Consider the following 15,907-nt stretch of genomic DNA (forward strand, 5'->3'; position numbering starts at 1 on the left):
TCCGCACCCCGGAGAACGATCCCGGAATCCTCCTTGCTCTCAACACGATCTCCGAGTTCGCTCCGACGCGGGTGAGGATCGCAGGCCGGGCCGAGGTGAACGGCCGGGAGTTGATCCGCACCCCGGAGAACGATCCCGGAATCCTCCTTGCTCTCAACACGATCTCCGATCTCACCGTGGCCGTCGACCGTCAGGAGGTTCGTCTGGAGCCGGGGAAGGAGGCGCGCATCCGCGTTGACATCGACCGTCTCGGCGAGTTTCAGGGCCGGGTCCCGGTGAACGTACGCAATCTCCCTTACGGCGTCCGGGTGATGAACGTGGGGCTCAACGGCATTTTGGTGACGAAGGAGGAGAGTAGCCGTGTGTTCACTCTCTACGCCGAACCCTGGGTGAAACCCCTGGCCCAGCCCATCTATGTCGTGGCTCGAGTCGAGACGAACTCATCCAATCCCCTGGAGCACGCGGCGGCAGCGGTCCATCTCCAGATCGCCGGTGATCCGGCGGCGGACCGATAACCGGCAAGCGGAGAAAAGCATTGAAACCCTATCGATTCCGTCGATCCCAAGAGCTGTACCAGGAGGCCTGCAAGGTTCTGGCCGGGGGCGTCAGCAGCCATTTTCGTACCCTGGGACGTCCCCATCCCATGTTCTTCTCCGAAGGGCGGGGAGCCCGGGTCCGGGACGTGGACGGCAACGAGTACATCGACTTCACCCTGAGCCAGGGACCCATGCTGCTGGGACATTCCCACCCGGAAGTCCTGGAGCGGGTCCGGGTCGAGCAGTCCAGGGGCCAGCTATTCGCGGCCCAGAGCGAGCTTGAGATCGAACTGGCGCGGCTCTTGACTAGGGTTCTGCCCGGCGCCGACCTGGTGCGGTTCTCCAACAGCGGGTCCGACGCGGCCCATGCGGCCTTTCGCATGGCCCGGGCCCTGACCGGAAAGCGAAAGATCCTCAAGTTCGAGGGCCACTACCACGGATGGTTCGACGACATCTTCCTGGACGTCAAGCCGGCGGAGGACGGTTCGGGATACCGGACCTCTCTTCTCACCGGAGGGCAACCCGCCTCGGTTCTGGACCAGGTCGTCGTCCTTCCCTGGAACGATCTGCAGGTGGTCCGGGAGACCTTGGAGCGGGATCCCGAGATCGCCGCTGTCGTCACCGAACCCATCATGTGCAACAACAGTTGCATCCTCCCGGAGCCCGGTTTTTTGGAGGGACTTCGGGAATTCTGCACCCGGCACGGTGTGGTGCTCATCTTCGACGAGGTCATCACCGGTTTCCGTGTTGCCCTGGGAGGGGCACAGGAACTGCTGGGAGTCCAGGCCGACTTGTCGATCTACGGCAAGGCGATGGCCAGCGGCTTTCCCCTCAGCCTGGTCGCCGGAAGACGATCCTTCATGGAGTGCCTGGCGGACGGCCGGGTGATCCACGCCGGGACCATGAACGCGAATATCCCCGTTCTGGCGGCTTCTCTGGCTTCGGTCGAGATTCTGACCCATGAGCGAAGCGAGTTGTACCCGAGAATCACCCGGCTCGGACGGCGTCTGATGGAGGGCCTTCAGGCCCGGGCCCGCGCTCAAGGCCTTCCCTTGCTGGTCCAAGGACTCGGGCCCGTGTTTCACACCGGGTTTTCGACCCGGGAATCGATCCGAAACTACCGCCAGTGCGCCGGCTACGACGCCGGACTGATGGATGAGTTTGCTTACGGCCTGCTCCGAAGAGGGGTTCGGATCATCGGAAGGGGGCTTTGGTTCGTCTCGGCCGCCCTCACCGGGGACGACGTGGAAACGGTGTTGGAGACGGCGGAAGAGGTCTTCGAGGAGATGACGAGGAGGTGAAATGCCGGAGCGGGTCGTCACCCGGCTCCGAATTCAGGCCGATTCTGGTCTTTCCGTATGGACTGTGCTAAAAATGACACATATTTCCCACCAGGAGGGACACGATGCGCGGTTTTAAGATCATCTTGATGTCTTTGGTCATTCTCTCGATTCCGGCTTGCTCCGGGCCGGCCGGAGGAGATGTCGCCAAGGCCCCGGAAGAAAAGCCCGAGCCGCCACCTCCGGCAGGGGACCCGGTGGTGACGATCCAGACCATCAAGGGGGACATCGTCATCCGATTGCGTCCCGATCTTGCGCCCAATACCGCGGAACGGTTCAAGATCATGGCGATGGCGGGATTCTACAACCGTTCCACCTTTCACTACGTGAGCCGGGGCTTCATCCAGGGAGGAGATCCGTTCTCCAAGGACAACGATCCCTACAACGATGGCAAGGGCAACGCCGCCGAGTGGATCAACGCGGAGTTCCAAGAAGATTACGACGTGGGGCGCGGGGCCGTGGGCATGATGCGGAAGGACACTCAACCCGACTCGTCGAGTTGTCAGTTCTTCATCGTCCTTCGCCGCAAGAGTGAGTGGGACGGCAAGTACAACATCTTCGGCGAAGTGATCGAAGGGATGGAGGTGGCCGACGCCATCGGAGACTCTCCCATCGTCAAGAACGACCGGAAGTTGAACAACTATCCGACCGCCAAGATGACCATCAAGCGGATGAGAGTCGACTACCGGGAGTTCCCGGAAGAGACGGCCACGGAAGCCAGCGCGGGATAGCCGGGCGTCCTGATCGAAACGGGTCAATTGGTCCCACCGAAGCTGCAGACCGGCCGGCCCGGGAACGGACTGGCCGGAAGGTCTTTTACTGCACGGCTGGGTTGATTTCCGCCTGAGTCCCGGATCCAGATACAAATCCCAACTCTTCGGAATTTTTTCCGGCTGCCTCTCTCCGCGAGGTTGCCTCAGTCGGATCTCCGTCCGCTTCGATTTGACATTGTTTCGGGGGGTTTCGTACCTTGACACGCTATTGAACGGGTTCCGTGCCGGTGAGACTGCGGAAACCGGATCCGGGGCGGGAGCGGGAAACAAGAGGAGCACGAATGAGCTTGTCAGGCAAAGTCGCCCTGGTCACGGGCGCCAATCGGGGGATCGGACGGGGTTGCGCTCTGGAGATGGCCCGCCGGGGGGCGGACATTGCCGTCAACTACCGGAGCCACGGAGACGAGGCGGAAGAGGTCGCGGCCGAGGTGCGATCCCTGGGCCGGCGGGCCATCGTGCTGCAGGCGGACGTGTCGGACCGCCAACAGGATCGGGAACTGGTCTCCGCCACGGTGGAGCAACTGGGACGGCTCGACATCCTGGTGGCCAACGCTGCGGTCAGCAGGCGCAAACCATTCGTGGATCTGAGCGTCGCGGACATGCAGTTGACTCTGGATGTCTGCCTTTGGGGTGTGATCCATTGCTGTCAGTTTGCAGCCCGCCAGATGTTGTCGCAGGGCCAGGGCGGAAACATCGTCATCATCAGTTCGGTCCACGCTTATCTCCCCATCGTGAATTCCATTCCCTACAACATCGCCAAGGCCGGTATCAATCACATGGGCCGGACCCTGGCCATGGAGCTGGTGAAGGACGAGATCAGGGTCAATGTCGTGGAACCGGGGTGGATCGACACGCCCGGAGAACGCAAGTACGCCACCGAAGAACAGATCAGGGAAGCGGGGTTGAAGCTGCCCATGGGCCGCCTCGGGACCATCGAAGAAATCGGCAAGGGGGTCGCCTACCTGGTCAGTGATGACGCCAGCTACGTGACCGGTTCGATCCTCCGGATCGACGGAGGCTTCGTGCTGCCCCGTCCCTGATCGGAATTCGGCCGCGCTATCACGACGGCGGCGGTCCAACGCCATCATTCAGCCAGTCAAAGAACACTGTTCCCTCGCCTCAGACCTGGACGACGGGATTTTCCAGGATTCCGATGTCTTCGATTTCGATTCTGACCCGGTCTCCCGGCTGAAGGGAGAATTCCTGATGCGGAACGATTCCGGTTCCCGTCAGGACCACGGTTCCGTCCGGGACCGTGTTGTGCCGGGTGAGGAATCCGGCCAGTTCTTCGCAGGTTCTGACCATCCGGGAGGTGGAAGTTTCCCCCGAAAATACCAGGTCGCCGTCGCGGAATATTTCGCAGCTTACGGCCAGGTTGTGGGGATCGGCAACGGACCCGGCGCTCACGATGCAAGGGCCGATGGAGCAGCATCGGCGGTAGATCTTGGCTTGGGGGAGGTAGAGGGGGTTGGCTCCCTCGATGGAACGGCTGCTCACGTCGTTGCCCGCCGTGAAGCCGGTGATTCGCCCGTCATGGAGGATGAAGGCCAACTCGGCTTCCGGCACGTCCCAGCCGGAATCCCCGCGAACGCCGACCGCCTCTCCGGGGCCGACGCAACGGGCCGGGGTCGCCTTGAGAAAAATCTCGGGTCGTTCGGCCCGGTAGACCTTGGCGTAGGGATCGGGGGTTTCGCTTTCCCGCTCCCGCTCGTCGCGGCTCTTGCGATAGGTGACGCCGGCCGCCCAGACTTCGGGTGGAACCAGTGGCCGGGCAAGCCGCAGACCCTGGCCGCTCAGTTCCTCAGTCGAAACCCGCCGGTCGCCGTTCCGCAGCAGGTTCCCCACCAGGCCGTCCACGCTTTGGCCCATGAGACGGGCCCAGCGGACCAGATCGGTGAAGCCTTCAACGGGACCATCGCGGGTCAGATCGAACAGTCCGCCCGTTCCGTCTTCCACGATGAGATGAGCATCGCCCTGGGCGTTCCGGTAGCGGAAATACTTCATGGAGTCCTCCAGCAGTTTGTCGAGGGTCTAATCTCACACGTTGCCGGACCGGTTCGCAACTGGACTTTTCGCGGGTACTTGTTGGACCATACCGTCGGTGCCGGGATCCGGCGTGCGGGCCGGCCGGCCATTGATGAGGCGAGTCCGTCCCCGGGGGAATCGAGATGAGCGCATCGCAGGATTGGTTTGACGAGCAGAGCAGGGAACTGGTCCATCTGGAGAGCGTTCTGGAGGTGCTCGGCTGGGACCAGAATACCACCATGCCTTCGAGTGGAGCCGGTGCCCGGGCCCAACAGAGTGCCTCCCTGGCGGCCCTCTATCACCAGAGGCTCACTCGGCCCCGTTGGGCAGAGGTTTTGGACGAGCTCGAGTCCAGGGAGCAGGACGAGTGGACAGGAGCGGCCGTCCGGGAGATGAGGCGGAGATACGACCGGGCGACGCGCATCCCCGAGGCTCTGGTCCGGGACTTGGCGGAAACGACGTCGCTGGGATACGAGGCCTGGGTCGCGGCCCGGAAGGACTCCGATTTCGAGGGATTCCGGCCCTGGCTGGAGCGAATTCTGCGTCTCAAGCGTCAGGAGGCCGCCTGTCTGGCGACCGGTGACTGTCTCTATGACGCTCTACTGGACGACTACGAACCGGGGATGACCGTCAGTGAGCTGGACCCTGTTTTCTCCCGCCTGCGGCCGGAGTTGACACGGTTGCTGGGCAGAATCCAGGAGTCGACCCGACAGCCACCGGCCGGGATGTTGAAGGGACACTATCCCAGAGCCGCTCAGGAGGCGTTCGGACGAAGTGTCCTGACCGCCATTGGGTTCGACTGGAAGGCAGGCCGGCTGGATGTGTCTCCTCATCCATTCTGCTGCGGGTTTTCTCCTCAGGACGTACGCATCACGACCCGATACGGGGAAGACTCCTTTGTCTCCTCCTTTTTCGGCATCGTTCACGAGGGCGGCCATGCCCTCTACGAACAGGGACTGGGTGGAGAGCGGTATGGTTCTCCCGCCTGCCAATCCATCTCTCTGGGCATACACGAGTCCCAGTCCCGGCTCTGGGAAAACCAGGTGGCCCGAAGCCTTCCTTTTTGGGAGTACTGGTACCCGAAACTTCGCAATGTATTTCCCGGGCAGTTGGACACGGTCCCGCTGGATTCTTTCCTGAGAGGAGTCAATCAAGTCGAGGCCAGCCTGATCCGCGTCGAAGCCGACGAGGTCACGTACGGGTTGCACATCATTTTGCGTTACGAGTTGGAAAAGGCCCTTCTGGACCAGGATCTTCCGGTTTCGGACTTGGAGGGGATCTGGGTCGAACGCATGCGGGAGTACCTGGGAATCGTACCCGGCAACGCCGCCGACGGGGTGCTCCAGGACACCCACTGGTCCTGCGGGCTCGTCGGCTACTTCCCCACTTACCTTTTGGGAAACCTGTATGCGGCGCAGATCTACGCCCGGGCGCGCCAGTTGTTCCCCGACCTGGACTCACAATTTTCTGCCGGCCGATACCTTGCCCTGAGGGAATGGCTGCGGGAGCGGATCCACCGGAAGGGGAGAACCCGGACCGCCGGGGAGTTGATTCTGGAGATCAGCGGAGAACCCTTGGATTCTCGTTTCCTGCTGAACTATCTGGAGCGGAAGTTTTCCCGGCTGTACCAACTCGACGGCTGATCCCCGAGGAAGGAAGCCCATGGACAAGGAGGAGATCAGGCGGCAATTGGAGGCCATCGTGGGAGAGGACAAGGTCCAGTCCCACCCCTCCGAACTCGTGGTCTATGAGTGCGACGCGCTGATCTTTCACCGGCGCCCGCCCGATTTCGTGGTCTACCCGACGACCGCCCGGCAGATCCAGGAGATCGTTCGGCTCGCCTATGCCAACGACGTTCCCTACCTTCCACGGGGCGCCGGAACCAGTCTCAGCGGCGGCGCCGTTCCCATCAGCGGCGGCATTCTGATCCAGCTCTCCCATCTGAACCGGATCCTCGAGGTCAACGCCCGGGAGCGTTATGCCGTGGTGGAACCGGGCGTGATCAATCTGGAGCTCTCGGAACAGGTCAAGCCGCAGGGTCTCTACTTCGCGCCCGACCCGTCCAGCCAGAGCACCTGCACCGTCGGCGGAAACATCGGCGCCAATGCCGGAGGGCCGCACTGCCTCAAATATGGCACGACGGTTCTGCATGTCCTGGCCGCCGAGGTGGTGACCCCCGAGGGAGACCTGGTGCAGTTGGGGAGTCCTCAAGGCGAGAATGCCGGCTTCGACTTGACGGGACTGTTCACCGGAAGCGAAGGGACCCTGGGGATTCTGACCAAGGCCTGGGTCCGGCTGCTGCCACTCCCGGAGCAGGTCAAGACGTTCCTGGCCGATTTTACCAGCATGGCGGACGCCACCCGGGCGGTGAGCGGCATCATCGCCCGGGGCATCATCCCGGCCGCCATGGAGATCATCGATCAGTTGACGATCCAGGCCGTGGAAGACTCACACTATGCCGCCGGGTACCCCACCGATGCGGCGGCCGTGCTGTTGGTGGAACTGGACGGGTTGGGGTGCGAGATCGAGGACACCGAGGGTCTCATCGACCGGATCCTCAGGAACAATGGTGCTCGAGAGGTTCTGGTGGCTCGCGACGAGGCGCAGCGGGCCAAGCTCTGGGCCGGCCGGAAGAAAGCCTACGGCGCCTTTGGGCGGCTGGCCAGGAACTTCTATCTCCAGGACACGGTGGTTCCCCGGACCCGCCTGACCGAAGTGTTGGAGAAGATTTACGCCATCGCCGACAAGTACGACTTTTCGGTGATCAACGTCTTCCATGCCGGCGACGGAAACCTGCATCCCATGCTTCCGTACGACGCCAGCGATCCCCAGGACGTGGACCGGGTCTTGAAGGCCGCCGAGGAGATGGTCCGGGCTTCCATCGAAGCCGGAGGATCGCTCAGCGGGGAACACGGGGTGGGCCTGGAGAAGAGAGACCTCATGCCCTACCTGTTCACGGATGACGACTTGGAGGTCATGCGCGCCATCCGGCAGCTCTTCGACCCCAAGCAGCTCTGCAATCCCGAAAAGATCCTGCCGACGACCAAGGTCTGCATGGAGTTCCGGGAAAAGGGCGCCTTCATGCTCTAGGCCGCATTTCTACCAGGTCGCTATGCGTTTGACGAAAGCGAGCCACTTTTTGAACAGATACGCGAGTTTTGCCGGCCGGCTGCTTCCGATCCTGCTGGGAGTCTGGATCCTGGGCGCCTGCAGCGAATCGGCGCCGGCTCCGTCCCCGCCTTCCCGTCCGACGTTGCGTCTGGGCAGCGACCGGCTCTTCGAGGAACCGTATCTGGGCTGGATCCAAGGGAAATCGGTGGGGTTGATCGCCAACCACACGGCGCTCAACTCCAGGCTGGAAGCGGTTGCCGGCGTGCTCACAAGCCGCCCCGGGATCAAGGTGAAGGCCATATTCTCTCCCGAACACGGTTTTTCAGGTGATGTCCAGGCTGGCGTGCTCGTGCCCCATCAGTCCCGGGTCTACAGTCTCTATGGAGCGCACCGTTCGCCGACGGCGGAAATGCTCCGTGGCGTCGATCTGCTGATCTACGATATCCAGGACGTGGGAGTTCGTTTCTACACGTACATCTCCACACTCTACGAGTGCATGAAGGCGGCGGCCCGTGAGGGGATCCCCCTGGTCGTCCTGGACCGCCCCAATCCCATCGATGGCGACCGGGTCGAGGGACCGCTTCTGGATACGAGTCTCATCTCATTTGTGGGGGTTCATCCCCTCCCCATCCGGTATGGAATGACGGTGGGAGAACTGGCCCGCCTCTTCAATCACGAAGGGGAACTGGAATGCGATCTGAGGGTGGTCCCCATGCAGGGCTGGCACCGTTCCCGATGGTTTGACGAGACCGGTCTGGTCTGGGTTCCTCCGTCTCCCAACATGCCCACCCTGACCACGGCGACTCTCTACCCCGGATTCTGCCTGGTGGAAGGAACGAATCTTTCCGAAGGCAGAGGAACGACTCGTCCCTTCCAACTGGTGGGCGCCCCCTGGCTCGACGCCCCGCGTCTGGCGGAATCACTCAATTCCCTCGGGCTGGCGGGAGTCTATTTCCGGGTCCAATCCTTCACCCCGACCTTCTCCAAATTCAAGGGCCAGATCTGCCGGGGCGTCCAGATCCACATCGTGGACCGGAACCGTTTCGATCCCATCTCCTGCGTCCTGCACTTTCTCCGGCAGACGCTCGATCTGCACCCCGGGGAGTTGGAGTTCCAGGATCAAATGTTCGATCGGCTGGCGGGTCAACCCGGTCTCAGAACCGATCTCCTGCAGGGGGTCCCGGTGGAACAGGCTGTGTCTTCGTGGCGGTCCGGATTGGAGTCATTCCGGGAACGGAGAGCCCGGCATCTCTTATATCCGCAGGATGACGGGATTTGGAAAGAGAGATGAGGAGAGAACGGATTTGGCGGTTCCAGTGGACCATGTCGAAAAGGAGCTTCACCGGGGCGGGATCGAAATGAGCCTGCGCTCACGCTCCGCGGCGAACGCCAGCACTGCCAGGATGTCTTCCTGTTCCAATGCCGGGAAATCCGCCAGGATTTCCGACTGTGTCATGCCGGAGGCCAAATACTCAAGAATATCGTACACCGTAATCCTGAGTCCGCGAATGCACGGCTTCCCGCTCCGCTTGTCCGGCTCCAGAGTGATGCGATCCAAATGGTTCATGCCTCAGAGTAGCCTAAGGCCGGATCAAGGGTCAAAAGGCCCCAAAGAGCGGCAACAAATTTCAGACTTGGTTGAGTCCACTTCGACTCTCCATCCAGTGCGGTCACAGGGGACTGCGCATCAGGGATTCCCCGGTGACTGGGAAGACGGTGGAGTCTGCGGGTCCGGAATGGACTCGTATTCCTTGAGAAGTTCGTTGAAGTCCTTCCGGTAGCGGATCACGTCCAGGTCCGAAGTCACCTGCTTCAGAATCCGGCGCACCAAGGGGACGTAGGTTTCCGGTTCCATGCGGATGGCTGCCGTCAGATGAACCATGGCCTCTTCCGGCTGCGATTGCACGGCGAAGAATTGGGTCAGCCGGAAACGTCCCTGCGGCCGGTCGACGCCACAACGGATCGCCTCCAGAAAATGCCGTTGAGACCCGTCGTGTTCCTTGCGCTGATCCAACAGCACGGCCAGACTGTAGTGAGCCCGGCCCTCCTGGGGACTGACCTTGATCGCCCGTTTCAGGAATTCCTCGGCCTTGTCCTTCATTCCCAGGCTCACCTGCATTGCGGCCATGTTGTAGAGAGTGCTGAAGTTCTCGTGGCCCAGGTCCAAGGCTTGCCCGTACGCTTCGACGGCTTCCTGGTGCTTTTTCTGGAAGCTCAGGACATCGCCCAGATTGGCCCACAGTTGATCGTTGTCCGGAGCCTCTGCCAGAGCCAGGCGCAAGTATCTCTCGGCGTCGGCATATCGCTTTTCCCGTCTCGCGATGAGCCCCAGGTTGCCCAGGTTCCACGCGTCGCCCTCGCCGGCCCGGGAAAGTCGCTTCTTCGCCTCGTCTGGATTGCCCAGCTCAAGATAAAGACCGCCCAGTTCCCGCAGAACCGCTGGATCATCGGGTTTCAGCCGTTCCGCCTTCAACATTTCCTGTAGTGCTTCTTTTTTCCGTCCGGCCTCCACATGGAGCAATCCCAGGCGAAACCGGGCCTGGAAATCCTCCGGATGAGCTTTGAGAAAGGCCTCGTAGTGGGCTTGAGCTTTCTTGTCTTGACCCAGCCGCTGATACGCCTGCGCCAGATTGATGTGGGGCTGGGACGTGGAGGGGTTCAACTTCAGGACTTGTTCGAAAGCGTCGATGGAGTCCTGATCCCGCCCCTGTTGGAAATGAATGACGCCCAATAGATGCCAGGAGATGGGGTCCTGAGGATTGATCTGCAGCGCTCTGCCCAGATCCTCCCGCGCCGGCTGTATCTGTCCTTCTCCGAACCGGATCTGAGCCCGCATCTGGAGCCCCCGGGCGTCCTCGGGCTCCAGCTCGATGAGGGCGTCGAGGTGCTCGACCGCCTGATCCGATTTCTTCTGCTGGAGGTAGATCACTGCCAGGTTGTAACGGGCGGAGGCGAAGGCGGGAGAGATATGGACCGCCCGCTCGAAGAACTCGGCCTGCCGGTCGGAAAACTGGTCGGGGGTCCCGATCAGTTCCTCCCCTTTTCGGAACCACTCCACCGCGCGCCGGTCGATCTGGGCGCCTGCTTGGAACAACAGCCAGAAGGCAAGAAGGAGGCTCATGATGGGTCCGTCCGAATCAGGAGAGAATTTTCTCCCTGGGTTGCGCGAAGTCGTCGAAACGAGTCATTCGCTGAAGTTCATGGTAACGGATCTCGATTTCGGTGAGCGTCACCTCTTTGAGACGGTCCAGGGAGAAGCCCTCGACGGTGAAGCTGGCCATGACCGAGCCGAAGATGACGGCTTGCCGGAGGGCGCGGCGGTCAGACCGGCCGGTTCCGGCCAGATAGCCCATGAATCCGCCGGCGAAGGTGTCGCCTGCGCCGGTGGGATCCAGCACGTCGGCCAGGGGATAGGCGGGAGCGCCGAAAATGTCCAAACCGCCTCCCTTCTCCCGGCGGAACATGAGCGCCCCGTATTCACCCCGTTTGACCACCAGGATGCGGGGACCCCAGCCCAGGATCTTCTCGGCTGCCCGGATCAGGTTCGACTCCCGGGAGAGCTGCCGCGCCTCGCCGTCGTTGATGAGGAGGAGCCCCACCCCCTTGAGGGTCTCCAGCAGAGAGGTGAAGTGCTCCTCGATCCAGTAATTCATGGTGTCGCAGGCAACAAGTTTGGGCTTCCCGACCTGTCGCAGGACTTCTCGTTGCAGATCCGGATCGAAATTGCCCAGAAAGAGGTATTCGCTGCTTCGGTAATGCTTGGGGAGGTTGGGCCGGAAGTCGGCCAGGACGTTCAGTTGAGTGTCCAGGGTTTGGGGGTCGTTGAGGTCGTATCCGTAATGCCCGGACCAACGGAAGGTCAGACCCGGCAGGAAGTCGAGTCCGGCCAAATCGATGTTTCTGGACTCCAGAAGCGAGACATCCCTCTTTCTGAAATCACTTCCCACGGCCCCGACGATCTGGACTTCCGTGAAATAGGCAGCCGCAATGCTGGCAAAGGTTGCAGCGCCTCCCAGTGCCTCCTCCACCTTGCCGAAGGGGGTTTCCACGGAATCGTAGGCGACCGAACCGACGACCACGAGGGATGCCATCCTGTCTCCTTTTCGAATCCTTCCTCTATCCGGCGATCGCCATCAGCCCAGGTACTTTCCCACGATGGGCTCCAGACGCCGGCGAACCTCCGCGGGGATGGAATCCGGATCGGTGATGATGGCGTTTTGGAGGGCGTGGTGGCAGGGACAATCGAAATCGCGGGGTATCCGGCTGACCGTCCGGGCAATCAGGCGCTTCGCGTTTTGGCTGTTCTTGTTCAGGTAATCGATGAGCATTTCCACCGTAACCGGCTCTTCTTCTTCGTGCCAACAGTCATAGTCCGTCACCATGGCCACGGTGACGTAGCAGATCTCGGCCTCCCGGGCCAGCTTGGCTTCCTGGAGGTTGGTCATACCGATCAGGTCCATCCCCCAACTCCGGTACAGACAGGATTCGGCGCGGGTGGAGAAGGCCGGGCCCTCCATGCAGACGTAGGTTCCACCCCGCTTGATGGGTAGATCGATCTCGCCCGCCGCCTGCTGCACGACATCCATCAGGTGGCCGCAGATCGGATCGGCCAGGCTCACGTGAGCCACGATCCCTTCCCCGAAGAAGGTGGAGACTCGACTGAACGTGCGGTCTACGAATTGATCCGGGAGGACGAAGTCCATCGGCGCATGCTCGATCTTGAGCGATCCGACCGCGCTGGCGGAAATGATCTGCTTCACGCCAAGGCGTTTGAAACCGTAGATGTTGGCCCGAAAGTTCAATTCGGAGGGCAGCAGGCGGTGTCCTCTGCCATGCCGGGCCAGGAACGCCACCGGTTTGCCCTCAAGTTTCCCCAGCAGATAGGAATCGCTGGGATCCCCGAACGGCGTGGGCACGCGCAACATGCGGCTGTTCTCGAGCGGCATATCGTAGAGTCCGCTGCCGCCAATGATTCCGACTCTCGCTTCGTCCATATCTGGTTCCCAATAATATCTTGGATTTCCTGCCTTTACCCAAAAAACATCTTCCACACCGAGTTTTTCTGGCGAAAGAGACTAGTACGGGCAATTTTCTGCACACTCACAAAAACCAGTTCCGACAAGTCTCAATCTTCGAGGGCCGGCTGCATCCTGGTGAACGCGCAGCGTATCGGCAACGGATGCGGGAGGAGGAAACAGCAGGAGAGAGAGTTGGAGGAACGAATCGAAAAGCTTCGGCGGAAATCCGAGCCGGATCAGGAGCCCGACCCCGAAGACAAATGAGGTTGGCGTCAACCCCTGCTTATATAATTCCCCATGTCAAACAAGGAGAAGTGAGGTTGAACGCCGGTTGTCCTGCCCTTGTGGTCTGTTTAGTCGTTCTATTTTCCCCCGTATCATCACTTCCGGCGATCGCCGAAAATACTGGCAAGCAGAAAGAACAATGCCTTGAGGTCCAGGTTCTGGATCCTTCGTCCGCGACGATGCAAGGCGCCACGGTCACCATCGGGGATCGGGAGGAGAGAACCGGCGACTCGGGTATTGCCTCCTTCTGTGGACTCGGCGCCGGGCCCCACTGGGTCATCGTGTCGGCGGCGAATTTTCAGGTCGACGAAGGCTCTGTGGACCTGTCGGAGGGTCGGGTCACCATTATCCTCCAAGCCCGGCTGGAGACGGAACAGGTGGTGGTCGTCGGCAGCCGCGCGCAGCCGCGGTCGGTGACGAAATCCCCGGTTCCCATCGACGCCATTCCATTTCGCGATGTCATGAGCCAGGGAGCGACCACGCTCGACTATCAGCTGCGGAACCTGGTCCCTTCATTCAACGTCGCCACGCACCCGATCAGTGGGGCCGCCTCGCTCGTGCGACCTGCAAGCCTGCGCAACCTGGCCCACGACCATACGCTGGTGCTGGTGAACGGCAAGCGCCGCCACCGCTCGGCGATATTGGTCTGGTTCGGTGGCGTCACGGACGGCACGCAGGGATCGGACATCTCGACCATACCGTCGATCGCCCTGCGCCAGGTGGAGGTGCTGCGCGACGGCGCCTCAGCGCAGTACGGATCCGACGCCATCGCCAGCGTCCTGAATTTCCTGCTCAAGGACGCCCGCGAGGGTGGCAGCGTGGAGTTCAACACCGGAACCTATCGCGCGGGCGACGGCGATGCCTACAACGTCGCCGGCAATGTCGGACTGCCGCTCGGCGACAACGGCTTCGCCAACCTCAGCCTGGAGTATGGCAACGCCGATCCGACCGACCGCAGTGTCCAGCGCGCCGACGCGGCAGCGCTCATTGCGGCTGGCAACACCTCGGTGGCTGACCCGGCGCAGCCGTGGGGAAACACGACTAATGAGGACGACCTCAAGCTTTTCGTCAATTTCGGCCATCTGCACGCCAGCGGACTGCAGTTCTACGGTCACGCCAACTACGCGAACAAGACGTCGACGCAGGGATTCTACTTTCGGAACCCGAATACTCGGGCCAACATCTTCAGTCTCGACGGTGGCCAGACGCTGCTGGTCGGGGACGTGCTCGATGCGCGCGACGGAGTCCGCGACGGCTCAGCCGGCTGTCCCACCGTGAAAATCACCGGCCACACGCCGGATCAGGCGGCCTTGGCGCGGGTGTTCGCCGACCCGAACTGCTTTTCCTTTCAGGAGATCGCCCCGGGCGGGTTCACCCCGTCCTACAGCGGAGTGATCACCGACCTGTCGACGGTCGCCGGCCTGCGCCGCTCCGCGGCCAACGGCCTGACCTGGGACGTCAGCGCGAGCTACGGCGCCCACCAGGCGGACTTCTTTCTTTTCAACACCGTCAACGCGTCGCTAGGTCCCGAAACCCCGCGCGATTTCGATCCCGGACTCTATCGGCAGGAGGAGGTCAATCTCAATTTCGATGTCTCTTATGCCGCCACCCAAATGGTCCACGTGGCCGGCGGCGCCGAGTGGCGGGACGAGCGCTTCACCATCCGCGCCGGGGAGCGCCCGTCGTGGGAGGTCGGTCCGTTCGCGGCGCAGGGCTTCGTCTCCGGGTCCAACGGCTTCGCGGGATTTCCGGATTACACGGCCGGTACCTGGACCCGCGCCAATGTTGCCCTCTACGGCGATGTGGAGCTGGGCAACCCCGACGACCGCTGGACCATCGGCGGCGCTCTACGCGTCGAACGCTTCGACGTATTCGGCGCGACGGCGAACGGCAAGCTGTCGGCCCGCTACGGGCTGGGCGGCGCCGTTTCCGTGCGCGGCGGCGTGAGCACGGGGTTCCGTGCCCCCACGCCCGGTCAGCAGAACACATTCAACGTGCAGTCGACCATCAACCCCAGGACCCTGGACCTGGTCGATAGCGCCACCGTGCCGTCCACCTACAGAGCCGCGCAGCTGCGGGGTGGCCAGCCGCTTGATCCCGAGAATTCTACCAACGCAACGGCCGGTCTCGTGGTCGACACCGGAGCATTTACTCTGACCGCCGACTACTTTCATGTCGCCGTCTCGAACCGCCTTGCGCTGTCACAGAACTTCACCCTCGGGGAGGACGAGCGCGCATTGCTCCTGTCGGAAGGCATCACTTCGGCGCGCACGCTGGCCTTCTTCCGGTTTTTCATCAACGACTTTTCGACCGGGACCCGGGGGATCGACATCGTTTCGACCTATGCTCCCCCCGGGCTGGGTGGCGACACGGTTTTCAGTCTGGCGCTGAACCACACCGACACGGAGGTGACGGAAGAGTCGGACCTGCTTGGTCTCGGCGACGTGCTCGCCCTGGAACGGGGCGTACCGGAGACGCGATGGAATGTCGCCGTCAACCATCGCGCCGGCCGGGTTGGCCTGCTCGGACGCCTGCACTACTTCGGATCGTGGGTCGATCACCTCGACGCGCGGTCCGCTCGCGGCGCCGACGCGCAAGTTCTCGGTGGCCGTTTCATCGTCGACCTGGAGGCCAATATCGCACTGGGCCCGGGCGTGACGCTGGCGGTCGGCGGCCAAAACGTCTTCAACACATTCTCGGACCGGATGGACCTGTTCGCCGCGCGTTTCGGCCTGCCCTACAGCCAGTTCACGCCGTGGGGCCTGAGCGGCGGGTACTACTACGCCCGCCTCAAGTATTCGTGGGGGAGCAGTTTCTAG

13 protein-coding genes are annotated in these 15,907 nt (G+C 62.0%); 8 read left to right on the forward strand and 5 right to left on the reverse strand.

Going from position 1 to position 15,907, the window contains the following annotated elements; genetic code table 11:
• From OXT71_15820 to OXT71_15835, 4 genes are all read left to right on the forward strand, one after another.
• Nucleotides 1–515 (forward strand): hypothetical protein (locus tag OXT71_15820; GenBank protein MDE2927863.1); only part of this gene is annotated, 515 nt, incomplete at its 5' end.
• Between the two features lie 20 nt (nucleotides 516–535).
• On the forward strand, nucleotides 536–1,837 hold the full coding sequence (locus tag OXT71_15825; GenBank protein ID MDE2927864.1) for an aspartate aminotransferase family protein: 1,302 nt from the start codon (nucleotides 536–538) through the stop codon (nucleotides 1,835–1,837).
• Nucleotides 1,838–1,941: 104 nt separating this feature from the next.
• Nucleotides 1,942–2,607 (forward strand): peptidylprolyl isomerase, encoded by a 666-nt coding sequence (locus OXT71_15830; protein MDE2927865.1) that lies wholly within the window; start codon nucleotides 1,942–1,944, stop codon nucleotides 2,605–2,607.
• A 323-nt stretch (nucleotides 2,608–2,930) separates the two neighbouring features.
• Nucleotides 2,931–3,689: an SDR family NAD(P)-dependent oxidoreductase gene (locus OXT71_15835; protein MDE2927866.1), complete on the forward strand. Its 759-nt coding sequence runs from the start codon at nucleotides 2,931–2,933 to the stop codon at nucleotides 3,687–3,689.
• A gap of 79 nt (nucleotides 3,690–3,768) precedes the next feature.
• On the opposite strand, the gene OXT71_15840 is transcribed toward OXT71_15835, so the two are convergent.
• Nucleotides 3,769–4,653: a fumarylacetoacetate hydrolase family protein gene (locus OXT71_15840; protein MDE2927867.1), complete on the reverse strand. Its 885-nt coding sequence runs from the start codon at nucleotides 4,651–4,653 to the stop codon at nucleotides 3,769–3,771.
• A gap of 164 nt (nucleotides 4,654–4,817) precedes the next feature.
• Between OXT71_15840 and OXT71_15845 the strand changes: the two genes are divergently transcribed.
• Genes OXT71_15845 through OXT71_15855 form a run of 3 tightly spaced genes read left to right on the forward strand, consistent with a single transcriptional unit; the run spans nucleotide 4,818 to nucleotide 9,076 of the window.
• Entirely contained in the window at nucleotides 4,818–6,317 is a 1,500-nt protein-coding gene (locus tag OXT71_15845; protein ID MDE2927868.1) for a carboxypeptidase M32, read from the forward strand.
• A 19-nt stretch (nucleotides 6,318–6,336) separates the two neighbouring features.
• Entirely contained in the window at nucleotides 6,337–7,764 is a 1,428-nt protein-coding gene (locus tag OXT71_15850) for an FAD-binding protein (GenBank protein ID MDE2927869.1), read from the forward strand.
• A 49-nt stretch (nucleotides 7,765–7,813) separates the two neighbouring features.
• Entirely contained in the window at nucleotides 7,814–9,076 is a 1,263-nt protein-coding gene (locus tag OXT71_15855; protein ID MDE2927870.1) for a DUF1343 domain-containing protein, read from the forward strand.
• A gap of 48 nt (nucleotides 9,077–9,124) precedes the next feature.
• Here the strand turns inward: OXT71_15855 and OXT71_15860 are convergent, their stop codons facing one another.
• The 4 genes from OXT71_15860 to mtnP all read right to left on the reverse strand — a co-directional run bounded on the left by OXT71_15860 (nucleotide 9,125) and on the right by mtnP (nucleotide 12,779).
• Complete coding sequence (locus OXT71_15860) at nucleotides 9,125–9,352, reverse strand: DUF433 domain-containing protein (protein MDE2927871.1); 228 nt, start codon at nucleotides 9,350–9,352, stop codon at nucleotides 9,125–9,127.
• Nucleotides 9,353–9,472: 120 nt separating this feature from the next.
• Entirely contained in the window at nucleotides 9,473–10,906 is a 1,434-nt protein-coding gene (locus OXT71_15865) for a tetratricopeptide repeat protein (protein ID MDE2927872.1), read from the reverse strand.
• 16 nt (nucleotides 10,907–10,922) lie between these two features.
• The gene (locus tag OXT71_15870) at nucleotides 10,923–11,876 is read right to left on the reverse strand and encodes a PfkB family carbohydrate kinase (protein MDE2927873.1); all 954 of its coding nucleotides are present in this window, start codon (nucleotides 11,874–11,876) and stop codon (nucleotides 10,923–10,925) included.
• A gap of 42 nt (nucleotides 11,877–11,918) precedes the next feature.
• Nucleotides 11,919–12,779 carry an S-methyl-5'-thioadenosine phosphorylase gene (gene mtnP / locus OXT71_15875; GenBank protein ID MDE2927874.1) on the reverse strand — a complete coding sequence of 287 codons (861 nt, stop codon included), beginning with the start codon at nucleotides 12,777–12,779 and terminating at the stop codon, nucleotides 11,919–11,921.
• A gap of 344 nt (nucleotides 12,780–13,123) precedes the next feature.
• Between mtnP and OXT71_15880 the strand changes: the two genes are divergently transcribed.
• Nucleotides 13,124–15,907 carry a TonB-dependent receptor gene (locus tag OXT71_15880; protein ID MDE2927875.1) on the forward strand — a complete coding sequence of 928 codons (2,784 nt, stop codon included), beginning with the start codon at nucleotides 13,124–13,126 and terminating at the stop codon, nucleotides 15,905–15,907.

It is taken from the genome of Acidobacteriota bacterium (assembly GCA_028874215.1).
Classification (GTDB): Bacteria; Acidobacteriota; UBA6911; order RPQK01; family JAJDTT01; genus JAJDTT01.